Origin of the sequence: Pseudomonas jessenii (assembly GCF_002236115.1) — a bacterium.
Classification (GTDB): domain Bacteria; phylum Pseudomonadota; class Gammaproteobacteria; order Pseudomonadales; family Pseudomonadaceae; genus Aquipseudomonas; species Aquipseudomonas jessenii.
In genome coordinates this window covers 740,480-764,588 of sequence record NZ_NIWT01000003.1, presented here as the reverse complement: position 1 = coordinate 764,588, position 24,109 = coordinate 740,480, and the positions used below count along the sequence as shown (strand labels likewise).

The following is a 24,109-nucleotide window of genomic DNA, read 5'->3' as shown; positions in this document are numbered from 1 at the left end:
AGCGATTACCCATGACGACTCGTACCCGTATCCTCACCGGCATCACCACCACCGGCACGCCGCACCTGGGCAACTACGCTGGTGCCATCCGCCCGGCGATCCTGGCCAGCCGTGACAGCAATGCCGACTCGTTCTACTTTTTGGCGGATTACCACGCCCTGATCAAGTGCGATGACCCGCTGCGCATCCAGCGCTCGCGTCTGGAAATCGCTGCGACCTGGCTGGCCGGTGGCCTGAATGTCGACCGCGTGACCTTCTACCGCCAGTCCGACATCCCGGAAATCCCCGAACTGACCTGGCTGTTGACCTGCGTCGCCGCCAAGGGCCTGCTCAACCGCGCCCACGCTTACAAGGCTTCGGTGGAGAAGAATCTTGAAAACGGTGAAGACCCGGATGCGGGTATCACCATGGGCCTCTACAGCTACCCGGTGCTGATGGCCGCGGACATCCTGATGTTCAACGCGCACAAGGTGCCGGTCGGTCGCGACCAGATCCAGCACGTGGAAATGGCGCGGGACATCGGCCAGCGCTTCAACCATCTGTTCGGTCAAGGCAAAGAGTTCTTCACCATGCCCGAAGCGCTGATCGAAGAGAGCGTGGCAACATTGCCAGGCCTTGACGGTCGCAAGATGTCGAAGAGCTACGACAACACCATTCCGTTGTACTCCAGCGCCAAGGACATGAAGAAAGCGATCTCGCGGATCGTTACCGACTCCTTGGCACCGGGTGAGGCCAAAGACCCGGACAGCTCGCATCTGTTCACCCTTTTCCAGGCGTTCTCCACTCCGGTGCAAACCAAAGAGTTCCGAAGTGAACTATTGCAGGGCCTGGGTTGGGGCGAGGCGAAGAGCCGTCTGTTCGAATTGTTGGACAATGAGCTGGGTGAATCCCGTGAGCGCTATCATCAACTGATCGAGCGTCCATCAGATCTGGAAGACATCCTGCAACACGGCGCCAAGAAGGCCCGTGCGGTGGCGACCCCGTTCCTCAATGAGCTGCGTGAAGCTGTCGGCCTGCGTTCTTTCGTCAGTCAGGTGCAGGTTGCCAAGGGTACCAAGAAGAAAGTCGCGAAAGCCGCGCGTTTCGTCAGCTTCCGTGACGAGGATGGCAGCTTCCGCTTTCGTTTCCTTTCTGCTGGCGGTCAGCAATTATTTTTGTCCAGACCATTTAAGGATGCGAAAGACGCAGGGATAATCGTCAAAAGCCTTCAAAAATTAAACGCTTTGGATATTGGACGGGAAGAGCCGCTTTCGTCAGAGGGGCCGTTTGTTTTTGTAGTCTGGGGGGGGAATCAGATCGTTGCGGACAGCCCCGAATACTCCTCAACTGCCGAGCGTGATATAGCCATCAGCGAACTGCAGAGCGAATTCAAATCTAGTAAGAGCGAGTCAGCTTGACTCAAGTCTGATTGCCATTCCTCGGGGTCGTCGCTACAGTGTCGGCCCGTTTTTGTTGCCTTGCTAACGAATTATGACGCCCCTAGAACGATATCAAGCTGATCTGAAACGCCCGGAATTCTTCCATGACGCCGCGCAGGAAACTGCCGTGCGTCATTTGCAGCGCCTGTACGACGACCTGGTCGCGGCCGAGCAAAACAAGCCGGGCCTGCTGGGCAAGTTGTTTGGCAAGAAGGATCAGACCCCGGTCAAGGGCCTGTATTTCTGGGGCGGCGTAGGTCGCGGCAAGACTTACCTGGTGGACACCTTCTTCGAAGCGCTGCCCTTCAAGGAAAAGTCCCGCACCCACTTCCACCGCTTCATGAAGCGCGTGCACGAAGAGATGAAAACCCTGGGCGGCGAGAAAAACCCGCTGACCATCATCGCCAAGCGCTTCGCCACCGAAGCCCGGGTCATCTGCTTCGATGAATTCTTCGTTTCCGACATCACCGACGCCATGATCCTTGGCACCCTGATGGAAGAACTGTTCAAGAACGGCGTAACCCTGGTCGCGACTTCGAACATCGTGCCGGATGGCCTGTACAAGGACGGCCTGCAACGCGCGCGCTTCCTGCCGGCCATTGCGCTGATCAAGCAGAATACCGAGATCGTCAACGTCGACAGCGGCGTCGACTATCGTCTGCGTCACCTCGAACAGGCCGAGCTGTTCCACTATCCACTCGACGAAGCCGCCAACGAAAGCCTGCGCAAGAGCTTCCGTGCACTGACACCGGAATGCACGGCAGCGGTCGAAAATGACGTGCTGATGATCGAAAACCGCGAAATCCGTGCCCTGCGCACCTGCGATGACGTGGCCTGGTTCAACTTCCGTGAACTGTGCGACGGCCCGCGCAGCCAGAACGACTACATCGAACTGGGCAAGATCTTCCACGCCGTGCTGCTCAGCGATGTCGAGCAGATGAGCGTCACCACCGACGACATCGCCCGACGCTTCATCAACATGGTCGACGAGTTCTACGACCGTAACGTGAAGCTGATCATTTCTGCTGAAGTCGAGCTCAAGGATCTCTACACCGGCGGGCGCTTGAATTTCGAATTCCAGCGTACTCTCAGCCGACTGCTGGAAATGCAATCCCACGAATTCCTGTCCAGGGCGCACAAGCCGTAAGACAGTTCGGAAAATGAAAGAGGCCTGCAAATGCAGGCCTTTTTTGTGCGCCGAAGAACCTCTTTTGGGCTCACCAAAGTCCGTGTGGGAGCGAGCTTGCTCGCGATGACGGCGGCACATTCAGTATTGATGTGACTGATGCGCCGCTATCGCGAGCAAGCTCGCTCCCACAGGGGGGCATTTGTATGCCTGTGATTACGCCGCCTGCTGAAACTGCTGCCGATACTGGTTCGGCGACAGCTCTGTGTGCTGGCGGAACAGCCGCGCAAAGAAGCTCGCATCGTCATAACCAACCTCGTAGCTGATGGTCTTGATGCTCTTGCGGCTGCCGGACAGCAAGCCCTTGGCGGTTTCGATGCGCAGGCGTTGCAGGTAATGCAGTGGCTTGTCGCCGGTGGCGGTCTGGAAGCGGCGCATGAAGTTGCGGATGCTCATGCCGTGTTCGCGGGCGACGTCCTCGAAACGGAACTTGTCGGCGAAGTGTTCTTCGAGCCAGTGCTGGATCTGCAGGATGATCACGTCCTGGTGCAGCTTCTGCCCGCCGAATCCAATCCGTCCCGGTGAATAGCTGCGCTGCACTTCATAGAGGATGTCTCGGGCTACGGCCTGGGACACGTTGGCGCCGCAGAAGCGCTCGATCAGGTAGATGTACAGGTCGCATGCCGAGGTGGTGCCGCCGGCGCAGTACAGGTTGTCGGCATCGGTCAGGTGCTTGTCCTGATTGAGCTGGACCTGGGGGAAACGTTCGGCGAAGGCATTGAAGAAGCGCCAGTAGGTGGTCGCTTCCTTGCCATTGAGCAGCCCGGCTTCGGCCAGCCAGAAAACACCAGTGGCCTCGCCGCACAGTACGGCACCGCGCGCATGTTGCTGGCGCAGCCAGGGCAGGATTTGCGGGTAACGTTTGCTGAGGTTGTCGAAATCGTCCCAGAACGCGGGAAGAACGATGATGTCGGCGTTTTCCAGTCCGCCATCCACCGGAATCATCACATCGCTGAAAGTGTTGACCGGTTTGCCATCGGGGCTGACCAGGCGGGTTTCGAACGCCGGTGTCAGGCCCTGGCCCAGCTGTTTGCCGTAGCGCAGGCTGGCGAGGTGGAAGAAATCCTTGGCTTGCATGAGGGTGGAAGCGAAAACCCGGTCGATGGCCAGGATGCTGACGCGCCGCAGGGGCGTGGAGGCTTGGTTAGACATAATTCAACTTTATTTTTATAGGGGGAAGTGGTCACCAGACGGCTGGATCGTCTTATTTTTTGTCGGATGTGTCCAGTGTCCTGTATCGGAAGCGAGGCATAGTCTCTGAAGGTCAACTCCTTCTAAAAACAAAGAAAAGGTGCCGCATGATCCCCAGAACCCTGTTCAGTCCCGAGCACGAGCTTTTCCGCGACAGCGTGCGGACGTTTCTCGAAAAAGAGGCGGTGCCGTTCCATGGGCAATGGGAAAAACAAGGCTATATCGACCGCAAACTGTGGAACAAGGCAGGGGAGGCGGGGATGCTTTGCTCGCACTTGCCGGAAGAGTACGGCGGCCTGGGGGCGGACTTTCTCTACAGTGCGGTGGTGATCGAAGAAGTGGGGCGACTTGGCCTGACCGGCATCGGTTTTTCCTTGCACTCGGACATCGTGGCGCCCTACATCCTGCATTACGGCAGTGAGACGCTGAAGCACAAATACCTGCCGAAACTGGTGTCCGGCGAGATGGTAACCGCGATCGCCATGACTGAACCGGGCGCCGGTTCCGATCTGCAAGGGGTGAAAACCACGGCCGTGCTCGATGGCGATGAGTACGTGATCAATGGCTCCAAGACCTTTATCACCAACGGCTACCTGGCCGATCTGGTGATCGTCGTCGCCAAGACCGATCCGAAGGCTGGCGCGAAGGGTACCAGTCTGTTTCTGGTGGAGGCCAATACGCCGGGCTTCGACAAGGGCAAGCGCCTGGAGAAGGTCGGAATGAAAGCCCAGGACACCTCGGAGCTGTTCTTCCAGGACGTGCGTGTGCCCAAGGAAAACCTGCTGGGCCAGGCCGGGATGGGCTTTGCCTACCTGATGCAGGAGTTGCCCCAGGAGCGCCTCACGGTGGCCATTGGCGGGCTGGCTTCAGCCGAAGCGGCGCTGCAATGGACGCTGGACTACACCCGTGAGCGCAAGGCATTCGGCAAGTCGATCGCGGATTTCCAGAATACCCGGTTCAAGCTGGCGGAGATGGCCACGGAAATCCAGATCGGCCGGGTTTTCGTCGACCGTTGCCTGGAGCTGCACCTGCAAGGCAAGCTCGACGTGCCGACGGCGGCGATGGCCAAGTACTGGGGCACCGACCTGCAGTGCAAGGTGCTCGACGAGTGTGTGCAGTTGCACGGTGGCTACGGGTTCATGTGGGAGTACCCGATCGCGCGGGCATGGGCGGATGCACGGGTGCAGCGGATCTATGCCGGGACGAACGAGATCATGAAGGAGATTATTGCGCGGTCGCTTTGATTTGCGCTGACCGGGCGGACGCCATCGCGGGCAAGCCCGCTCCCACAGGTATCACCGAACCTGTGGGAGCGGGCTTGCCCGCGATTGGTTTTAAAGATCAATCAAGGCGCAGGATTCGGGTGATCCTTGTGAATCGCCTCGATCCCTTCCAGCACTTCCTCCGACAGCTTCAAGTCGAAACTGGCGATGTTGCTCTCCAGTTGCTCCATCGTCGTCGCGCCAATGATGTTGCTGGTCACGAATGGCTGCTGCGTCACGAACGCCAGGGCCATTTGCGCCGGGTCCAGGCCGTGCTCGCGAGCCAGGGCCACGTAACGGCTGCATGCCGCTTCCGACTGCGGGTTGAAATAGCGGCTGAAGCGACTGTAGAGGCTCAGGCGACCTTTTGGCGGGCGGGCGCCACCTTCGTACTTGCCTGACAGGAAGCCGAACGCCAGCGGCGAATAGGCGAGCAGGCCGCATTGCTCGCGGATGGCGATTTCCGCCAGGCCGACTTCGAAGCTGCGGTTGAGCAGGTTGTACGGGTTCTGGATCGACACGGCGCGCGGCCAGCCACGGGCTTCGGCCAGGGCCAGGAAGCGCATGGTGCCCCATGGCGTCTCGTTGGACAGGCCGATGTGGCGGATCTTGCCGGCGCGGACCTGTTCGTCCAGTGCTTCGAGGGTGTCCTCCAGAGGCGTCAGGTTGGCTTCGATCTTGTGCTTGTAGCCCAGTTGCCCGAAGAAGTTGGTGCTGCGCTCCGGCCAGTGCAGTTGGTAGAGGTCGATGTAGTCGGTCTGCAGGCGCTGGAGGCTGGCATCCACCGCTTCGGTGATGTGCTGGCGGTTGTGGCGCAGGTTTTTGTCGCGGATGTAGTCGATGGTGTTGCCGGGGCCGGCGATCTTGCTGGCCAGGATCCAGTCGGCGCGATCGCCGCGGCTTTTGAAATAATTGCCGATGTAGCGTTCGGTGGTTGCGTAGGTTTCGGCCTTGGGTGGCACCGGGTACATCTCGGCGGTGTCGATGAAGTTGATCCCGGCGCTCTTGGCTCGCTCAATCTGGGCGAAGGCGTCTGCCTCGCTGTTTTGCTCGCCCCAGGTCATGGTTCCGAGGCAGAGGGCACTCACGTTCAGATTGGTTCGGCCTAGCTGGCGATAGTCCATCGGGTGCTCCTTGGGCAAAACAATCATAAAAGCAGGTTGAATTATTTTTCGCAATCTGCATAATTGCGCACCTCTTTCTGCAGTGGAAGTGATGCGCCGCCGCCGAAGAATCTTGCCGTTGAACGGACGCGCCGACCCGAGCCCCCGAAAGCGTCTGTATCCGGCTGCCTTTGACTTGTCAAAGTACGCACTATTCAGTAAGATCCGCCGTCTAATTTACAGGGCGGCCCCTGAGGCTATAAAGAATGAAAACTTTTACTGCTAAACCGGAAACAGTAAAGCGCGACTGGTTTGTCGTCGACGCTGCTGGTCAGACCCTGGGTCGTCTGGCCACCGAAATCGCGAGCCGTCTGCGTGGCAAGCACAAGCCTGAGTACACTCCTCACGTTGACACCGGCGACTACATCGTCGTAATCAACGCTGAGCAGATTCGTGTTACCGGTGCTAAAACCACTGACAAAATGTACTACTCCCACTCCGGTTTCCCGGGCGGCATCAAGTCGATCAACTTTGAAAAGCTGATCGCCAAGGCCCCTGAGCGCGTGATCGAGACCGCGGTTAAAGGCATGCTGCCTAAGAACCCACTGGGTCGCGACATGTACCGTAAGCTGAAAGTCTATGCGGGCGCTGCACACCCACATACTGCTCAGCAGCCCCAAGAACTGAAGTTTTAACGGAATAGTACATTATGTCGGCGACTCAAAATTACGGCACTGGCCGTCGCAAGACCGCAACCGCACGCGTTTTCCTGCGTCCGGGTACTGGTAACATCTCCATCAACAACCGTTCGCTGGATAACTTCTTCGGCCGCGAAACTGCCCGCATGGTAGTTCGTCAGCCGCTGGAGCTGACTGAGACCGTCGAGAAGTTCGACATCTACGTCACCGTGATCGGCGGTGGTGTGAGTGGTCAGGCTGGCGCAATCCGCCACGGCATCACTCGTGCTCTGATGGACTACGACGAGACTCTGCGCAGCGCCCTGCGTAAAGCCGGCTTCGTAACCCGCGATGCTCGTGAAGTTGAACGTAAGAAAGTCGGTCTGCGTAAAGCGCGTAAGCGTCCGCAGTACTCGAAGCGTTAATTCGCTTTCACGTTCAAAAAAGAACGCCCAGTTTCCTCACGGAGCTGGGCGTTTTTTTATGTCTGCGATTTATCAAAGAATTGCGCTGTGACAACTTGCCACATCCGCAGACACCCTATACTACAAGGCTTGGGGGTGATGGGTTCCGGTAATTACCTTGTCAGAATTGGGGCTTTTCATTACCATTCGGCAAAATTTTTATAAGTACATAGTTTTACTTAGTAGATGCCTGATTTAACAGGCCACAAAGCTGATGGGAGAGGACTGAATGAGCAATGACGGCGTGAATGCAGGCCGGCGTCGCTTCTTGGTAGCAGCCACATCCGTGGTGGGTGCTGCAGGAGCGGTGGGGGCTGCGGTCCCGTTCGTGGGGTCATGGTTTCCCAGTGCCAAGGCGAAAGCCGCAGGTGCACCGGTGAAAGTGAATGTCAGCAAAATCGAGCCAGGCCAGCAGATGATTGCTGAGTGGCGCGGCCAGCCGGTGTTCATCGTCCGCCGTACACAGGAAATCCTGGGGAATCTTAAGAAGATCGAGGGCCAGCTCGCTGACCCGGCCTCCAAGAACTCGACACAACCGACTTACGTTGATCCGGAAACCCGTTCGATCAAGCCCGAGGTCCTGCTGCTGATCGGTATCTGCACGCACCTGGGTTGCTCGCCGACCTTCCGTCCCGAAGTGGCACCTGCGGATCTGGGTAAGGACTGGGTAGGCGGCTATTTCTGCCCTTGCCACGGTTCCCACTACGATCTGGCTGGTCGCGTCTACAAGTCGCAGCCTGCGCCTTTGAACCTGCCAGTTCCCCCGCATTCCTATGAGACCGATGAAATTATTATCATTGGCGTCGATACGGAGAAAGCGTGATGAGCAAGTTCATGGATTGGGTTGATGCGCGCTTTCCCGCCACCAAGATGTGGGAAGACCATCTCAGCAAGTATTACGCTCCGAAGAACTTCAACTTCTTCTACTTCTTTGGCTCCCTGGCGCTGCTCGTTCTGGTCAACCAGATCGTTACCGGTGTCTGGCTGACCATGAGCTACACCCCGTCGGCGGAAGAGGCATTCGCCTCCGTCGAATACATCATGCGCGACGTCGAGTACGGCTCGATCCTGCGTCTGCTGCACTCCACCGGCGCTTCGGCGTTCTTCATCGTGGTCTATCTGCACATGTTCCGTGGCCTGCTCTACGGTTCGTACCAGAAGCCGCGTGAACTGGTGTGGGTCTTTGGCATGCTGATCTACCTGGCGCTGATGGCCGAAGCCTTCATGGGCTACCTGCTGCCGTGGGGCCAGATGTCCTACTGGGGTGCACAGGTGATCATCTCGCTGTTCGGTGCGATCCCGGTCATCGGCAACGACCTGACCCAGTGGATTCGTGGTGACTACCTGATTTCCGGTATTACCCTGAACCGCTTCTTCGCCTTGCACGTGGTTGCCCTGCCGATCGTTATCCTGGGTCTGGTGGTGCTGCACATCCTGGCGTTGCACGAAGTCGGTTCGAACAACCCGGACGGCGTGGACATCAAGAAGCACAAGGACGAAAACGGCATACCGCTGGACGGCATTGCCTTCCACCCGTACTACACCGTGAAAGATATCGTCGGCGTGGTGGTGTTCCTGTTCATCTTCTGCTCGATCGTGTTCTTCTTCCCGGAAATGGGCGGCTACTTCCTCGAAAAGCCGAACTTTGAAGTGGCGAACGCCTTCAAGACCCCAGAGCACATTGCTCCGGTCTGGTACTTCACTCCGTTCTACGCCATCTTGCGTGCGGTTCCGGACAAGCTCCTGGGCGTGATCGCCATGGGCGCGGCCATCGCCGTGCTGTTCGTCCTGCCGTGGCTCGACCGCAGTCCGGTCAAGTCGATGCGCTACAAAGGCTGGCTGAGCAAGATCTGGCTCTGGGTGTTCTGCATTTCGTTCGTGATCCTGGGCGTGTTGGGTGTTCTGGCTCCGACTCCAGGCCGTACGCTGTTGTCGCAGGTGTGTACCTTCCTGTACTTCGCCTACTTCATTCTGATGCCGTTCTACACCAGGCTCGAGAAGACCAAACCGGTTCCGGAAAGGGTGACTGGCTGATGAAAAAACTATTTGCTGTATTGATGCTTGCTGCACTGCCGGTGTTTGCTTTCGCAGCTGAGCACGGTGGCCCCGAGCTGGAAAAAGTCGACATCGACGTTTCCGATAAAGCGGCCATGCAGGACGGCGCGCGTACCTTCGCCAACTACTGCATGGGTTGCCACAGTGCCAAGTTCCAGCGCTATGAGCGTGTTGCCGACGACCTGGGCATTCCTCATGAGTTGATGCTCGAGAAGCTGGTGTTCACTGGCGCCAAGATCGGCGATCACATGAGCATCGGCATGCAGCCAGCGGACGCCAAGGCCTGGTTTGGCGCAGCGCCGCCGGACCTGACCCTGGTTGCTCGTGTTCGCGGCACCGACTGGCTCTACGGTTACCTGAAGTCGTTCTACGAAGATCCTTCGCGCCCATGGGGTGTGAACAACAAGGTCTTCCCGAACGTGGGCATGCCTAACGTCCTGGTCGGCCTGCAGGGTCGCCAGGTGGTGGGTTGCAAACAGGTTCAGATCGTCGAAGACGGCAAGAAGCAATATGACCCTCTGACCGGTACGGCGCTCACTCATGAAGCGTGCGATCAGTTGACCATCGTGCCGAAAAGCGGTGCCCTGACTGCAGAGCAGTTCGATGAGAAGGTCAAGAATCTGGTAACCTTCCTGGCTTACTCGGCTAACCCGGTTAAGCTGCAACATCAGCGCATCGGTACGTACGTATTGTTGTACCTGGCGTTCTTCTTCGTCTTCGCTTACCTGCTCAAGCGCGAATACTGGAAAGACGTGCACTGATAAAGCTTCAAGCTATTGCTGTTAATCGCGCGCGCCCAAGGGCGCCTCTGAAGATGTAGCGAAACTGGTGATCCAGTCGTTACGGGAGGCGCCCTCTGGGCGCGCTCGTTTTTCCGCTTTCGATAATTTCTACAAGCGAGGAGGATCGCCATGGGCGTGACCAATCGGTTGGCCTGTTACTCCGACCCCGCCGACCACTATTCCCACCGAGTGCGCATCGTACTGGCAGAGAAGGGTGTCAGCGCCGAGATCATTTACGTGGAGGCTGGTCGCCAGCCACCTAAACTGATTGAGGTGAACCCTTACGGCAGCTTGCCCACGCTGGTCGATCGCGACCTGGCGTTGTGGGAGTCGACTGTGGTGATGGAATATCTGGATGAGCGTTACCCGCACCCGCCGCTACTGCCGGTTTATCCCGTGGCGCGTGCCAACAGTCGCCTGCTGATGCACCGCATTCAGCGAGACTGGTGTGGTCTGGTGGACCTGATTCTGGATTCGCGGACCAAGGAAGCGGCTCGTGCCGTGGCTCGAAAAGAGTTGCGCGAAAGCCTGACGGGTGTGTCGCCACTGTTTGCCGACAAACCGTTTTTCCTCAGTGAGGAACAAAGTCTGGTGGATTGCTGCCTATTGCCAATACTCTGGCGATTGCCGATTCTGGGTATAGAACTGCCGCGGCCGGCGAAGCCGCTGCTTGATTATATGGAGCGCCAGTTTGCGCGTGAGGCTTTCCAGGCGAGTCTGTCTGGTGTCGAACGCGACATGCGCTAAGGCTTAAGGAGCCGTTATGAACTCCAGTCGACCTTATCTGGTCCGCGCGCTCTATGAGTGGATTGTGGACAACGATTGCACCCCGCACATGCTGGTCAATTCCGAGTACCCGTCGGTGCAGGTGCCTCAGGGGTTTGCCAGTGACGGACAGATCGTCCTGAACGTATCGCCACAAGCCGTGCGTCACTTGCACATGGATAACGAGGCGGTCAGTTTCGAGGGGCGCTTTGGTGGCGTACCGCACACCTTGTACGTGCCAATTGCTTCGATCCTGGGTATCTACGCCCGGGAGAATGGTCAGGGCATGGTGTTCGATCTGGAATCGCCCATGGGCGAGGACGACGAGATCGAGCCGGATGACGATCTTCCACCACCCGACAGTGAGCCGCCGCGTCCAAGCGGTCGACCGAGTCTGAAAGTGGTGAAGTAATAAAAAAGGCGATCCGCAAGGATCGCCTTTTTTATTACGTTGTAGGAGCGAGCCTGCTCGCGATGGGCGTGAACGATGACGCGTGCAGTCTGAATGAACGCATTCGCCAAACGTTTTTCGCGAGCAAGCTCGCTCCTACAGGGTCAGTCGATGTACTCGAACAATTTCACGATCTTCTGCACACCGGAAACCCCTTGCACCAGGTTGGTCGCCTGCGCGGCTTCCTGCTTGGTCAGCAGGCCCAGCAAGTAGACGATGCCGTTTTCAGTGACTACCTTGATGCGCGAGCCAGGGATGTTCGCATCGGCGAGCATCTGGGTCTTGATCTTGGTGGTCAGCCAGGTGTCGTTCTGGCGTGCCAGCAACGAAGAGGGTGGCAGGACTTGCAGTTCGTTGTGCACCTTTTTCACACGCTGGACAGCGGCGGCAGCCTGTTCGGCCTTGGCCTTGAGGTCTGCGCGTGGCGTTTGCCCGGCGAGCAGTACGACACCGTTGAAGCTGGTGACGACGATATGCGAATCCTTATCCAGGGCTGGGTCGGCCTTGGCGACGTTCACGCCAACCTTGGTGTCGATCAGGGAGTCGTCGATCTTGCTGCCCAGTGTGCGAGTGCCGCGGTCATCTTCAATCGGTGCTTCACGGCTGGCAGTCACCACCGAGGTGCAGCCGCTGATGCTGAGGCACAGGGTCAAGGCCAGTAGGCCAAGGCGATTAGGGGTCATTCTTCACTCCCGAACAATTGGCTGTCGATCAAGTCGCAAAGGCAATGGATCGCCAGCAGGTGGACTTCTTGAATACGAGCGGTGACGTTGGCCGGTACGCGAATCTCGACGTCCTCGGGCAACAGTAGCGACGCCATGCCGCCGCCATCACGTCCCGTCAATGCTACGACAATCATTTCGCGATCATGTGCGGCCTGAATCGCTTGAATTATGTTGGCCGAGTTGCCGCTGGTGGAGATAGCCAGCAACACATCGCCCGGTTGGCCGAGCGCACGGATCTGCTTGGAGAAGATTTCGTTGTAGCTGTAGTCGTTGGCAATCGAGGTGATCGTCGAGCTGTCGGTCGTAAGGGCGATGGCCGGCAGGCTTGGGCGTTCGCGCTCAAAACGATTGAGCAGCTCGGAGGAGAAGTGCTGGGCATCGCCGGCAGAGCCGCCATTGCCGCAGGAAAGCATTTTGCCTTCGTTGAGCAGGGCGTTGACCATGACCTGGCTGGCTTGCTCGATGTGCGGTGCAAGTACTTCCATCGCCTGTTGCTTGGTGTCGATACTGGCCTGAAAAAGCTGGCGAATTCGGGATTGCATGTCCATCTGTGTGACCTTAAGTAGCGCGGCTGTTCGGCACGTGAATGTGCAGCCCGCAAAGCAAAGAGCAAAATGTTGGGTGATAGTGTCCGGTTCGCAATGCCGGCGATCAGCCGTCGAAGGCATTCTGTAGCCAGTTCAACTGATCGAGGTGGCTGTCGATGGCAATCACGTCGAAGCGGCAAGGGGAATTGGCCCAGCGCGGCTCGCGCTGAAGATAATATTGCGCGGCGAAAATCAGTTTTTGCCGTTTGCGCTCATCGATGCTATCGAGCGCGCCACCCCATTGAGTGTTTTTTCTGTAGCGGACTTCAACGAATACTACTGTATCGCCATCTAGCATGACCAGATCAAGCTCGCCGCGTTTACACAACCAGTTCTGCGCCAGCAGGCGCAGACCCTGTTGTTGAAGATGCTCGAGCGCATGGCGCTCGGCATCCTTGCCGCTTTGCTGGCGTGACCTGTCAGGCATCAGCGAGCGGTGTCCGGCAGGCGCTGAATCTGGCCATTGGCGAACTCGGCCCATGGTAACTGGCGCACGACCCGCTGGCTCTGGGACATGCCAAGGCTGCCCGATTCACCGTCGATGCGGCTGTCCGGCAGTGACTTGAGCTGGCCCAGGCGTGGCGCCAGACGATAGGCGTCCACACCCATGGCATACAGGCGCCCCAAGCTACCGGCGGCTTGTGGCCACTGGGCAGTGACCTGGCGGCGTAGTGGATCATTGGCGTCCAGCAACCATGGCGTCTCGCAGAAGCGAATGCCATTCATGTCGTTGTACTGGTTGACGTCACCGTTGGCGCTGAACACGTGGGAGGTGGCGTAGACCGGAACATCGCCGGCGTACTGGAAGTTCAGGGTCGGTTTGATCTGCTGGGCCTGTTGCGGTGTAGCGGCGAGGAAAATGAACTCGATGTCCTGGCGGCGCGATGGCTGGGCAGCCACTTGCGAGCCAACGGTGCTTTGCAGGCTCTTGGCGCGACCTTCGCTCTGACGCAGCTGGAACATGTCGGCAATTTGCTGGGCCAACTGGACCGGTTGGTCGACGCGTTCGGTGGCAACGATGGTGCCGCCATTGGCTTGCCAATCCTGGCTGAACGCCTTGAGCACGCGGTCGCCCCATTCACCTTTCGGCACCATGATGGCTGCGCGATGCAGGCCGTCGGCGCGAGCGCGGCGCGACACTTCGCGGGCTTCGTCTTCAGCGGCAAGGCCGAACTGGAACAGCTGCGCCGGGCCTTGATCGCCCTCGCTGTAATTCAATGCCAGGGTGGTGATCGGCAACTGCGGGCGAGTGCTCAGCTGTTTGACCAGCGGCTTCTCCAGCGGGCCGACGACCAGTTGCACGCCATCGGCCTGGGCCTTGCGGTAGAACTCGTCCATGGAAGTCAGGCGCGAGCTGTCATAAAACTCGATGGCGGGTGGTTTCTGCCCGGCCTGTTGGGCCTGGTAGTGAGCGGCCATGAAGCCGTCGCGCAGCGCTTTGCCAACCGAGGCCAGTTGGCCGTCCTGAGGCAGCAGCAGGGCGATCTTGTTCAGGGGCTGGCTGGCCAGCTCCTTGAGTTGGGTCAGTGGCTGCGGCAATTGAATGGCTGCCGGGTGCTTCGGATTCTGCGCGCGCCAGTTGTCGATGGCGGCCTGTTGCTGCTCCAGGGTGCCGGCGGATTTCACGGCCAGTGCCAGGGCCATCCAGCCGCCGAGATCGTCGGTGGCACTTGGCTGCAACTGATTGGTCGGCAGCGAAGCGATCAGGGTCCAGATGGCTTCGTGGTTTTTGCTCGCGGCTTCGCCTTCGAGCATCGGGGCGATGAAAATGCGCTGGCGAGCGGCGGCAAGGGTCTGGCCATCGGCTTCAAGTGCGCGGGCGTGGATGGTGCCGGTGCGGACCTGTTGTTCCTCGGGCAGTTCGCTCAAGTATTGCAGGCTCGGATGGCTCAAGGCGGCCAACGCGGCCTTGGGCTGATTGCGTGTCATGGCCAGTTCCGCCGCCAGGGTGTTGGCGAAAACCTGTGGGCCCGGCTTGAGCTGTTCGACGGGAACCTGTTGCAGAATTTGCGCGGATTGGCCGGCATTGCCCTGGCGATAAGCCAGGTCGGCAGCGCTCAGGCGCAGCAGGGCGGCATCTTCCGGTGATTTGCTTTGGGAGGCCTTCTCAAGCAGTTGCTCGATACTGGCGTCCGGTGTCCGTGGAAGCTCGCCAAGGCTGGAGGAGGGCGAGCTGGCGCAAGCCGTCAGCAAGGCAGCGAGGCAGAGGGCAGATAACAGCCGCAGGCAAGCGATCATGTAAGCGTTCCTGATACTCGATCAAATTAGCGTGGAATTGTACCCAAGCACTGGCCGGGGCGCGATGTTACTGGCGTGAATCGATCAATTTAGCTGGTGTAAATGTTGCGCCAGCGCACAAACGGTCACCGATACCTCGTTTGCTTACGGGTATCGTGAGTCTCGCTACGCGCTACAATGGCGACTTTTACCGATCATGAGGTGTGCGCTTTGACTGCTCCAGGTGCTTTGAATTCCGCTGCTGGCTCGCTTTATGTGGTGGCGACGCCCATCGGCAACCTGGATGACATCAGTGCGCGGGCGCTGAAGATTCTCCGTGAAGTGGCCCTGATCGCCGCGGAAGACACCCGTCATTCCCAGCGCTTGATGCAGCACTTCGGCATTGCGACGCCATTGGCGGCCTGCCATGAACACAACGAGCGGGATGAAGGTAGTCGCTTTATCACTCGTCTGCTTGCCGGTGACAACGTTGCGTTGATCTCGGATGCCGGGACGCCGCTGATTTCCGATCCGGGTTATCACCTGGTGCGGCAGGCCCGGGCAGCGGGCATTAATGTAGTGCCGGTTCCGGGTGCCTGCGCGTTGATTGCAGCGCTGTCGGCAGCAGGGCTGCCTTCCGACCGTTTCATATTCGAAGGTTTTCTGCCTGCAAAGGCTGTGGGGCGACGTGCGCGTCTCGAGCAGGTAAAGGAAGAACCTCGCACATTGATCTTCTATGAGGCCCCGCATCGCATTCTTGAATGTCTGCAAGACATGGAGCTGGTGTTCGGTCCAGAGCGCCCGGCGCTGCTTGCCCGCGAGCTGACCAAGACGTTTGAGACCCTCAAGGGGCTGCCGCTGGCTGAGCTGCGCGAGTTCGTCGAGTCGGATAGCAATCAGCAGCGCGGCGAGTGCGTGGTACTGGTGGCGGGCTGGTCCGCGCCCGAGGAGGAAGGTGCCGTCAGCAGCGAGGCGATGCGCATCCTCAACCTGTTGCTTGAAGAAATGCCGCTCAAGCGTGCGGCGGCATTGGCGGCGCAAATCACCGGCGAGCGAAAGAATGTGCTGTACCAAATCGCGCTGGATCAGCAGAAGGGCGAGTAAAACCCGACGCGCAGGCGTGCCCAATGGCGCTTGGTGCTTGTTCTTCGGGCGCTCTGCCGGTAACCTTCGCGGCGGAGAGTCGATCGGACAGTCGCTGCCCCCTATGAAAATTAGGGGGGGGAGGAAAGTCCGGGCTCCATAGGGCGAAGTGCCAGGTAATGCCTGGGAGGCGTGAGCCTACGGAAAGTGCCACAGAAAATAACCGCCTAAGCGCTTCGGCGCCGGTAAGGGTGAAAAGGTGCGGTAAGAGCGCACCGCACGTCTGGCAACAGTTCGTGGCTAGGTAAACCCCACTTGGAGCAAGACCAAATAGGGTCCCAAGGCGTGGCCCGCGCTGGGACCGGGTAGGTTGCTAAAGATGTCCAGTGATGGCCATCGTAGACGAATGACTGTTCAAGACAGAACCCGGCTTACAGATCGACTCTCCACCTTTTTCTTTCCTCTGCTTGAATCATTGAGCAGGGGGTTGGGTGATAGCAATTTCCCTCCTTACACATTCATCCGCAGAACCTCTTTTGTAATACCAAAAAAATCTTACTCTTAATAAATTACTTTAACTTTCGAACGCAGCCTTCTGTGCTGATTCAAGTTATCGATCAGTTTCATCTGCCGGATTCTCGTTGTCCCTCCGTTAATGCTCCTAAATCTCAGTTCTGTAAGGGTTTTCCTTTACTCCGCGCCTTGACGGTGTGGTGGGCGCATTCCTATAGTGTGCGCAAGTGGCGGAAAGTGGCATGAAGTGGGTTTTTTGAACTCAAAACGCTAGAATTTGGAGAAACGCAGACGTGTTTCGCGGAGCCAACGCTATCAGTCTCGATGCAAAGGGCCGTCTCGCAATGCCGAGCCGGTACCGTGACGAGCTCGATTCGCGCAGTTCCGGGCAATTGATCGTGACAATTGATGCCGTTGATCCTTGTTTGTGTGTTTACCCCCTCGATGAGTGGGAAATTATTGAAACCAAACTGCGCGCACTGCCTTCGCTTCGCGAAGAGAACCGCCGCCTGCAACGTTTACTGATTGGTAATGCCGTCGACCTCGAGCTCGATGGCAGTGGTCGTTTTCTGGTTCCGCCGCGTCTTCGTGAATATGCCAAGTTGGATAAGCGCGCGATGTTGGTAGGCCAACTGAACAAGTTCCAATTGTGGGACGAGGATGCCTGGAATGCGGTTTCTGCCGCTGACCTGGCTGCCATTCAACAACCGGGCGCGATGCCTGATGAACTGCGTGATTTGATCCTGTGACTATTGATAGCGGCTTTAACCACATCACCGTACTGCTTGACGAAGCCGTCGAGGCTCTCGCCGTACGTCCTGATGGCTGCTATCTGGACGGCACGTTCGGACGCGGCGGACACAGCCGGTTGATCCTCAGTCAGCTCGGTCCCGACGGTCGGTTGCTCGGATTCGATAAAGATCCACAAGCGATTGCCACCGGGCAGACGCTAGCGGCCGAAGACGGCCGCTTTGTCGTTGTGCAGCGCAGCTTTGCCGAGCTCGGTTCGGAAGTCGCCGAACGCGGTCTGGCCGGCAAGGTCAGCGGCGTGTTGCTGGATCTTGGCGTGTCCTCGCCACAGCTCGACGACCCTGAGCGCGGCTTCAGCTTCCTCAACGACGGTCCGCTGGACATGCGCATGGATCCGTCCCGTGGCATCAGCGCCGCCGAATTCGTCAACACCGCGCCCGTGGAAGAAATCGCCCGGGTGTTCAAGGAATACGGCGAAGAGCGTTTCTCCGGCCGCATGGCCCGTGCTGTGGCCGAACGTCGCGACATCAAGCCATTCGAGCGCACCGGTGACCTGGCAGAAGTCCTGAAAGTCGCCAACCCAGCCTGGGAAAAGGGCAAGAACCCCGCAACCCGCGCGTTCCAGGGGTTGCGTATCCACGTCAACAACGAACTGGGTGATCTGGAAACCGGCCTCGAAGCCGCGCTGGAGTGCCTGGAAGTGGGCGGTCGCCTGGTGGTGATCAGCTTCCATTCGCTGGAAGACCGTATCGTCAAACTGTTCATGCGCAAACTGGTGAAAGGCGAAGCCGACAACCTGCCGCGCAACCTGCCGGTTCGGCATGTCGCCTTCGAACCGAAAATCAAAGTCCATGGCAAAGCGCAGACGGCCTCCGACGCCGAACTCAAAGCCAACCCACGTTCCCGTAGCGCCGTCATGCGTGTGGCGGAGAAGCTGCGGTGAGCAAGCTTTTCGCCAAGCCATTGCCCGGCGGAAGCTTCTTCATGCTGCTGCTGTTTGTCGGCGTGCTCGTGTCGGCCATCGGCGTGTCTTACAGCGCGCACTGGAACCGTCAGCTATTGAATTCGCTGTACAACGAACTGAGCGTGCGCGACAAGGCGCAGGCGGAGTGGGGCCGGTTGATTCTGGAGCAGAGCACCTGGACCGCCCACAGCCGTATCGAAGTGCTGGCCACCGAACAATTGAAAATGCACATCCCCGGTGCCGCTGACGTGAAGATGGTGGCGCCATGATGAAACTCGAAGGTGCACTCTTTCCTTGGCGGTTCCGCGTGGTGCTGGGTTTGCTCGGCATCATGGTGGCCGCGATTGCCTGGCGCATCATCGATTTGCAAGTGGTCGACCGTGCCTTCCTTAAAGGTCAGGGCGATGCCCGCAGTGTTCGTCATATTCCGATTCCGGCTCACCGTGGTCTGATCACCGACCGTAACGGCGAGCCTTTGGCCGTGAGTACTCCGGTCACCACCCTCTGGGCCAATGCCAAGGAAATGCAAACGGCCAAAGAAAAGTGGCCGGCACTGGCGGCTGCCCTGGGGCAGGACCCGAAAGCCCTGGCCGAGCGCCTTGAAGCGCAGGCCAACAAGGAATTCATTTATCTGGTGCGCGGGCTGACGCCTGAGCAGGGCCAGGCGGTGCTCGATCTCAAAGTGCCTGGCGTCTATGGCATCGAAGAGTTCCGCCGTTTCTATCCGGCCGGTGAAGTGACCGCGCATATGGTCGGCTTTACCGACATCGATGACCATGGCAAGGAAGGTATCGAGCTGGCCTATGACGAATGGCTGGCCGGTGTTCCGGGTAAACGACAAGTCATCAAGGACCGGCGCGGCCGGTTGATCAAGGATGTCCAGGTCACCAAAAACGCCAAGGCCGGCAAGCCCTTGGCGTTGTCCATTGACCTGCGCCTGCAATACCTGGCCAACCGCGAACTGCGTAACGCGATCATCGAGAACGGCGCCAAGGCCGGCAGCCTGGTGATCATGGACGTGAAGACCGGCGAGATCCTCGCGATGGTCAACCAGCCGACCTACAACCCGAACAACCGCCGCAACCTGCAGCCGGCGATGATGCGTAACCGCGCGATGATCGACGTGTTCGAGCCAGGCTCGACCATGAAAGCGATCTCGATGAGCGCCGCCATCGAAACCGGCCGCTGGAAACCGAGCGATACCGTCGAGGTGTATCCGGGCTCCCTGCAGATTGGCAAGTACACCATCAAGGACGTATCCAAGACCGAAGGCCCGGTGCTCGACCTGACCGGCATCCTGATCAATTCCAGTAACGTCGGCATGAGCAAGGTCGCGTTCGATATCGGCGGCGAAACCATTTTCCGTCTGGCGCAGAAAGTCGGCCTCGGCCAGGACACTGGCCTGGGCTTCCCGGGCGAGCGCGTCGGCAATCTGCCGAACTACCGCGAATGGCGCAAGGCAGAAACCGCCACGCTGTCCTACGGCTACGGTGTTTCCGTGACCGCGATCCAGTTGGTCCACGCCTTCTCGGCCCTGGCCAACAACGGTCGCCTTGCACCGTTGACCCTGATCAAGACCGACAAGGCGCCGCAAACCACCCAGGTGCTGCCGGAGGCCGTCGCAAAAACCATGCAAGGCATGCTGCAACAAGTGATCGAAGCCCCGCGCGGTGTGTTCCGTGCGCAGGTGCCGGCGTATCACGTGGGCGGCAAGTCGGGTACTGCGCGTAAAACCTCGGTCGGCACCAAGGGTTACGCCGTGAACTCCTACCGTTCGCTGTTCGCCGGTTTCGGCCCGATGAGCGATCCGCGTTACGCCATCGTGGTGGTCATCGACGAGCCGACCAAGGCCGGTTACTTCGGCGGCCTGGTTTCCGCACCGGTGTTCAGCCGTGTGATGTCGGGCACCCTGCGCCTGATGAACATTACCCCGGACAACCTGCCACCTACTCAACAAGCGAACGCAACACCGGTCGTTCCGCTGAAAGCCAATGGAGGGCGCGGCTGATGTCCCTGAGCCTGAACAAGATTTTCCCTCACGCCGGCCACGATCTGCTGATTCGCGAACTCGCCCTGGACAGCCGCAATGTGCGTGCGGGTGATCTGTTCCTCGCTGTGCCGGGCGGGAAATTCGATGGGCGCGCGCATATGGTTGACGCCTTGCAGCGTGGTGCTGCCGCGGTGGCCTATGAAGTAGAAGGCGCCACGGTCCTGCCGATCACTGAAGTGCCGTTGATTCCGGTCAAAGGTCTGGCGGCTCAGCTGTCGGACATCGCCGGGCGTTTTTATGGCGAGCCAAGCCATCACCTGAACCTGGTGGGCGTGACCGGTACCAACGGCAAGACCAGCGTGACTCAATTGATCGCCCAGGCGCTGGACCTGCTCGGCCAGCACTGCGGCCTGGTCGGCACGCTCGGTTCGGGTTTCTATGGGGCGCTGGAAAGCGGCCTGCACACCACGCCGAACCCGATTGCCGTGCAAGCGACCCTGGCGGACCTGAAAAAGGCCGGGGCCAAGGCCGTGGCGATGGAAGTTTCTTCCCATGGCCTGGATCAGGGGCGCGTGACTGCCCTGGCGTTCGATGTGGCAGTGATGACCAACCTGTCCCGCGATCACCTGGATTATCACGGCACCATGCAGGCCTACGGCGAAGCCAAGGCCAGGCTGTTTGACTGGAATGACTTGAAATGCCGCGTGGTCAACCTCGACGACAAGTTCGGCCGGCAACTGGCCGCCGACAAGCGCGAGTCGCGGTTGATCACCTACAGCCTGGAAGACTCCAGCGCCTACCTGTATTGCCGTCAGGCGCAATTCGACGACGAAGGCGTGCGCGCCACGCTGGTCACGCCACAGGGCGAGCACCACCTGCGCAGCACCTTGCTCGGTCGCTTCAACCTGAGCAATGTCCTGGCGGCGGTCGGTGCGTTGCTCGGTCTGGATTACGCCCTGGACGAAATTCTCAAGGTGCTGCCGAAGCTTGAAGGCCCTGCCGGGCGCATGCAGCGCTTGGGCGGTGGCTCGCAGCCGCTGGTGGTGGTCGATTACGCCCACACCCCGGATGCCCTGGAAAAAGTGCTGCTGGCTCTGCGTCCACACGCCAAGGGCCGGCTGCTGTGCCTGTTCGGCTGTGGCGGCGACCGCGATCGCGGCAAGCGTCCGTTGATGGCCGAAGTGGTTGAGCGCCTGGCCGATGGCGTGCTGGTGACCGATGACAATCCGCGCACTGAAGACCCTGCAGTGATTTTCGATGACATCCGCGCCGGCTTCACGGCTGTGGATAAAGTGGAGTTCGTTGCCGGTCGTGGTCAGGCGATTGCCCGGTTGATCGCCAGTGCCTCGGCGGATGACGTGATTGTCCTGGCCGGGAAAGGTCACGAGGACTATCAGGAAATCAACGGCGAACGCCATGCCTTTTCCGATCTGGTCGAGGCCGATCATGCCTTGACCGCGTGGGAGGTGGCCCATGCTTAAGGCCTTGAAACTGAGTGAACTGACCGGTGCGCTGAGTGCTCGCCTGGTGTCCGCCGATGCCAGCTTCGACGGCGTTAGCATCGACAGCCGTGCAATCAAGCCGGGCCAGCTGTTTATTGCCCTGACCGGCCCGCGTTTTGACGGTCATGACTATCTGAATGAAGTCGCCGCCAAGGGCGCCGTGGCTGCGCTGGTCGAGCGTGAAGTCGCTGGCAGCACGCTGCCGCAGTTACTGGTCAGCGACACTCGCCAGGCCCTCGGTCAGTTGGGCGCGCTCAATCGCGCCGCCTACACCCATCCGGTCGCGGCCGTCACCGGTTCCAGCGGCAAGACCACGGTCAAGGAGATGCTTGCGAGCATTCTGCGCACCCGTGGTCCGGTGCTGGCGACCCGTGGCAACCTGAACAACGACCTCGGCGTGCCGCTGACCTTGCTCGAACTGGCACCGGAACACACCGCTGCCGTGATCGAACTGGGCGCCTCGCGCCTGGGTGAAATTGCCTACACCGTCGGCCTGACCCGGCCGCACGTGGCCATTCTCAACAATGCCGGGACCGCTCACGTCGGCGAGTTCGGCGGCCCGGACAAAATCGTCGAAGCCAAGGGCGAGATCATCGAAGGGCTGGATGCCGATGGCGTCGCCGTTCTCAATCTTGACGACAAGGCATTCGGTATCTGGAAGGCACGCGCCGGTGACCGCAAAGTGCTGACGTTTGCGTTGAGCAACGCCAGCGCCGATTTCTACGCCAGTGACCTGACTACCGATGCCCGCGGCTGCCCGGCGTTCAACCTGCACAGCCCTGAAGGCGTGGAGCGCGTTCAATTGAACCTGCTCGGCACCCATAACGTCGCCAATGCCATGGCCGCCGCCGCAGCCGCCCATGCCCTGGGTGTGTCGCTGTTCGGTATCGCCACCGGCCTTGGCGCGATGCAACCGGTCAAGGGGCGCACCGTCGCGCAACTGGCCACCAACGGCATGCGCGTGATCGATGACACTTACAACGCCAACCCCACCTCCATGTGTGCTGCCGTTGATATACTGGCCGGCTTTTCCGGTCGCACCGTCCTGGTGCTCGGGGATATCGGCGAGTTGGGCGAATGGGCGGAGCAGGGGCACCGCGACGTGGGCGCGTACGCCCGTGGCAAGGTTTCTGCGCTGTACGCCGTCGGGCCAATGATGGCTCACGCCGTGAACGCATTCGGTCCTCAGGCTTTTCACTTCAGCACGCAAGCTGAACTGATCAAGGCCCTGGACGCCGAGCAAGACACAAACACCACCATTTTGATCAAGGGGTCGCGCAGCGCTGCGATGGAAAACGTCGTCGCCGCCTTGTGCGGGTCCAGTCTGGAGAAACATTAATGCTGCTGCTGCTAGCGGAGTATCTGCAACAGTTCTACAAAGGCTTCGCGGTCTTCCAGTACCTGACCCTGCGCGGGATTCTCGGTGTACTGACCGCGCTGGTCCTGTCGCTGTGCTATGGCCCGTGGATGATCCGCACGTTGCAGAACCGTCAGATCGGTCAATCCGTTCGCAACGACGGCCCGCAGTCGCACCTGTCCAAGTCGGGTACACCGACCATGGGCGGCGCGCTGATTCTGTCGTCCATCGGTGTCAGCACCCTGCTGTGGGCTGACCTGAGCAACCGTTACGTCTGGGTCGTTCTGCTGGTGACCTTGCTGTTCGGCGCCATCGGCTGGGTCGACGACTACCGCAAGGTCATCGAGAAGAACTCCCGTGGCCTGCCGAGCCGCTGGAAATATTTCTGGCAATCGGTGTTCGGTCTGGGCGCGGCGATCTTCCTTTATATGACTGCCGCCACGCCAGTGGAAACCACGCTGATCCTGCCGATGCTCAAGGACTACAGCATTCCGCTGGGCGCCGGCTTCATCGTGCTGACCTATTTCGTGATTGTCGGTTCGAGCAACGCGGTCAACCTGACCGACGGCCTCGACGGCCTGGCGATCATGCCCACCGTGATGGTTGGTGGTGGCCTGGGCATTTTCTGCTACCTGTCGGGTAACGTGAAGTTCGCCGAATACCTGTTGATTCCTTACGTACCGGGCGCAGGCGAGTTGATTGTGTTCTGTGGCGCGTTGATCGGAGCCGGTCTGGGCTTCCTGTGGTTCAACACCTATCCGGCACAAGTCTTCATGGGGGACGTCGGCGCACTGGCGCTGGGCGCGGCCCTGGGCACCATTGCGGTGATCGTCCGTCAGGAAATCGTACTGTTCATCATGGGCGGCGTGTTCGTGATGGAAACCCTGTCAGTCGTCATTCAGGTCGCCTCTTTTAAACTGACCGGTCGCCGCGTATTCCGCATGGCGCCCATTCACCACCACTTTGAACTCAAGGGCTGGCCCGAGCCGCGCGTGATCGTCCGTTTCTGGATCATCACCGTGATTCTCGTGCTGATCGGCCTTGCCACCCTGAAGCTGAGGTAGAAA

At 59.3% G+C, this 24,109-nt stretch carries 24 protein-coding genes and 1 other RNA gene; 19 read left to right on the top strand and 6 right to left on the bottom strand.

From position 1 onward, the window contains the following. The first annotated feature begins 11 nt into the window (after positions 1 to 11). Positions 12 to 1,397, top strand: coding sequence for a tryptophan--tRNA ligase (locus PSJE_RS12695; protein ID WP_090457624.1), 1,386 nt, complete (start codon positions 12 to 14; stop codon positions 1,395 to 1,397). Positions 1,398 to 1,470: 73 nt separating this feature from the next. After that, positions 1,471 to 2,565, top strand: a complete 1,095-nt coding sequence (gene zapE / locus PSJE_RS12690; protein ID WP_007998226.1) for a cell division protein ZapE — start codon at positions 1,471 to 1,473, stop codon at positions 2,563 to 2,565. 195 nt (positions 2,566 to 2,760) lie between these two features. Here the strand turns inward: zapE and PSJE_RS12685 are convergent, their stop codons facing one another. After that, a complete protein-coding gene (locus PSJE_RS12685; RefSeq protein ID WP_191622270.1) occupies positions 2,761 to 3,681 on the bottom strand; it encodes a GlxA family transcriptional regulator in 921 nt (306 codons plus the stop codon). Between the two features lie 221 nt (positions 3,682 to 3,902). Between PSJE_RS12685 and PSJE_RS12680 the strand changes: the two genes are divergently transcribed. Beyond that, positions 3,903 to 5,039 (top strand): acyl-CoA dehydrogenase family protein, encoded by a 1,137-nt coding sequence (locus PSJE_RS12680; protein WP_090457620.1) that lies wholly within the window; start codon positions 3,903 to 3,905, stop codon positions 5,037 to 5,039. Positions 5,040 to 5,140: 101 nt separating this feature from the next. Here the strand turns inward: PSJE_RS12680 and PSJE_RS12675 are convergent, their stop codons facing one another. Next, positions 5,141 to 6,181, bottom strand: a complete 1,041-nt coding sequence (locus tag PSJE_RS12675) for an NADP(H)-dependent aldo-keto reductase (protein WP_057713352.1) — start codon at positions 6,179 to 6,181, stop codon at positions 5,141 to 5,143. 245 nt (positions 6,182 to 6,426) lie between these two features. Here PSJE_RS12675 and rplM point away from each other — a divergent pair, with 245 nt between their 5' ends. From rplM to PSJE_RS12640, 7 genes are all read left to right on the top strand, one after another. Next, positions 6,427 to 6,855 (top strand): 50S ribosomal protein L13, encoded by a 429-nt coding sequence (gene rplM / locus PSJE_RS12670; RefSeq protein WP_007917032.1) that lies wholly within the window; start codon positions 6,427 to 6,429, stop codon positions 6,853 to 6,855. A 14-nt stretch (positions 6,856 to 6,869) separates the two neighbouring features. Then, complete coding sequence (gene rpsI, locus PSJE_RS12665) at positions 6,870 to 7,262, top strand: 30S ribosomal protein S9 (protein WP_003228056.1); 393 nt, start codon at positions 6,870 to 6,872, stop codon at positions 7,260 to 7,262. Between the two features lie 268 nt (positions 7,263 to 7,530). Continuing rightward, complete coding sequence (gene petA / locus PSJE_RS12660) at positions 7,531 to 8,124, top strand: ubiquinol-cytochrome c reductase iron-sulfur subunit (RefSeq protein WP_057713353.1); 594 nt, start codon at positions 7,531 to 7,533, stop codon at positions 8,122 to 8,124. After that, positions 8,124 to 9,335, top strand: a complete 1,212-nt coding sequence (locus PSJE_RS12655) for a cytochrome b (protein ID WP_034149536.1) — start codon at positions 8,124 to 8,126, stop codon at positions 9,333 to 9,335. The genes petA and PSJE_RS12655 overlap by 1 nt, the downstream gene beginning before the upstream one ends. Beyond that, the gene (locus PSJE_RS12650) at positions 9,335 to 10,117 is read left to right on the top strand and encodes a cytochrome c1 (protein WP_057713354.1); all 783 of its coding nucleotides are present in this window, start codon (positions 9,335 to 9,337) and stop codon (positions 10,115 to 10,117) included. Before PSJE_RS12655 ends, PSJE_RS12650 begins: the two co-directional genes overlap by 1 nt. Before the next feature lie 150 nt (positions 10,118 to 10,267). Continuing rightward, the gene (locus PSJE_RS12645; protein WP_007989864.1) at positions 10,268 to 10,885 is read left to right on the top strand and encodes a glutathione S-transferase N-terminal domain-containing protein; all 618 of its coding nucleotides are present in this window, start codon (positions 10,268 to 10,270) and stop codon (positions 10,883 to 10,885) included. Between the two features lie 16 nt (positions 10,886 to 10,901). After that, the gene (locus tag PSJE_RS12640) at positions 10,902 to 11,315 is read left to right on the top strand and encodes a ClpXP protease specificity-enhancing factor (RefSeq protein WP_007998247.1); all 414 of its coding nucleotides are present in this window, start codon (positions 10,902 to 10,904) and stop codon (positions 11,313 to 11,315) included. A gap of 143 nt (positions 11,316 to 11,458) precedes the next feature. Here PSJE_RS12640 and PSJE_RS12635 read toward each other — a convergent pair whose 3' ends face one another. The 4 genes from PSJE_RS12635 to PSJE_RS12620 form a co-directional block, all read right to left on the bottom strand. Continuing rightward, the gene (locus PSJE_RS12635; protein WP_057713355.1) at positions 11,459 to 12,037 is read right to left on the bottom strand and encodes a BON domain-containing protein; all 579 of its coding nucleotides are present in this window, start codon (positions 12,035 to 12,037) and stop codon (positions 11,459 to 11,461) included. Next, on the bottom strand, positions 12,034 to 12,627 hold the full coding sequence (locus tag PSJE_RS12630; protein ID WP_007972584.1) for a phosphoheptose isomerase: 594 nt from the start codon (positions 12,625 to 12,627) through the stop codon (positions 12,034 to 12,036). The genes PSJE_RS12635 and PSJE_RS12630 overlap by 4 nt, the downstream gene beginning before the upstream one ends. Positions 12,628 to 12,730: 103 nt before the next feature. After that, positions 12,731 to 13,093, bottom strand: coding sequence for a YraN family protein (locus tag PSJE_RS12625; RefSeq protein WP_090457618.1), 363 nt, complete (start codon positions 13,091 to 13,093; stop codon positions 12,731 to 12,733). After that, entirely contained in the window at positions 13,093 to 14,904 is a 1,812-nt protein-coding gene (locus tag PSJE_RS12620) for a penicillin-binding protein activator (protein WP_090457616.1), read from the bottom strand. The genes PSJE_RS12625 and PSJE_RS12620 overlap by 1 nt, the downstream gene beginning before the upstream one ends. 177 nt (positions 14,905 to 15,081) lie before the next feature. Here PSJE_RS12620 and rsmI point away from each other — a divergent pair, with 177 nt between their 5' ends. From rsmI to mraY, 9 genes are all read left to right on the top strand, one after another. Next, complete coding sequence (gene rsmI, locus PSJE_RS12615; RefSeq protein ID WP_167362876.1) at positions 15,082 to 15,987, top strand: 16S rRNA (cytidine(1402)-2'-O)-methyltransferase; 906 nt, start codon at positions 15,082 to 15,084, stop codon at positions 15,985 to 15,987. Between the two features lie 75 nt (positions 15,988 to 16,062). Next, an RNA gene (gene rnpB, locus PSJE_RS12610) (RNase P RNA component class A) lies at positions 16,063 to 16,416 on the top strand. A 356-nt stretch (positions 16,417 to 16,772) separates the two neighbouring features. Continuing rightward, positions 16,773 to 17,228, top strand: coding sequence for a division/cell wall cluster transcriptional repressor MraZ (gene mraZ / locus PSJE_RS12605; RefSeq protein ID WP_007917012.1), 456 nt, complete (start codon positions 16,773 to 16,775; stop codon positions 17,226 to 17,228). Beyond that, positions 17,225 to 18,172, top strand: a complete 948-nt coding sequence (rsmH, locus tag PSJE_RS12600; RefSeq protein ID WP_007972589.1) for a 16S rRNA (cytosine(1402)-N(4))-methyltransferase RsmH — start codon at positions 17,225 to 17,227, stop codon at positions 18,170 to 18,172. Before mraZ ends, rsmH begins: the two co-directional genes overlap by 4 nt. Then, on the top strand, positions 18,169 to 18,462 hold the full coding sequence (ftsL, locus tag PSJE_RS12595) for a cell division protein FtsL (RefSeq protein ID WP_007998257.1): 294 nt from the start codon (positions 18,169 to 18,171) through the stop codon (positions 18,460 to 18,462). The genes rsmH and ftsL overlap by 4 nt, the downstream gene beginning before the upstream one ends. Beyond that, complete coding sequence (locus tag PSJE_RS12590) at positions 18,462 to 20,201, top strand: peptidoglycan D,D-transpeptidase FtsI family protein (RefSeq protein ID WP_173677933.1); 1,740 nt, start codon at positions 18,462 to 18,464, stop codon at positions 20,199 to 20,201. Before ftsL ends, PSJE_RS12590 begins: the two co-directional genes overlap by 1 nt. Then, on the top strand, positions 20,201 to 21,664 hold the full coding sequence (locus tag PSJE_RS12585) for a UDP-N-acetylmuramoyl-L-alanyl-D-glutamate--2,6-diaminopimelate ligase (RefSeq protein WP_057713360.1): 1,464 nt from the start codon (positions 20,201 to 20,203) through the stop codon (positions 21,662 to 21,664). The genes PSJE_RS12590 and PSJE_RS12585 overlap by 1 nt, the downstream gene beginning before the upstream one ends. Then, positions 21,657 to 23,024, top strand: a complete 1,368-nt coding sequence (locus tag PSJE_RS12580; RefSeq protein WP_090457613.1) for a UDP-N-acetylmuramoyl-tripeptide--D-alanyl-D-alanine ligase — start codon at positions 21,657 to 21,659, stop codon at positions 23,022 to 23,024. Before PSJE_RS12585 ends, PSJE_RS12580 begins: the two co-directional genes overlap by 8 nt. Beyond that, entirely contained in the window at positions 23,024 to 24,106 is a 1,083-nt protein-coding gene (mraY, locus tag PSJE_RS12575) for a phospho-N-acetylmuramoyl-pentapeptide-transferase (RefSeq protein ID WP_015096766.1), read from the top strand. The genes PSJE_RS12580 and mraY overlap by 1 nt, the downstream gene beginning before the upstream one ends. Positions 24,107 to 24,109: the final 3 nt, after the last annotated feature.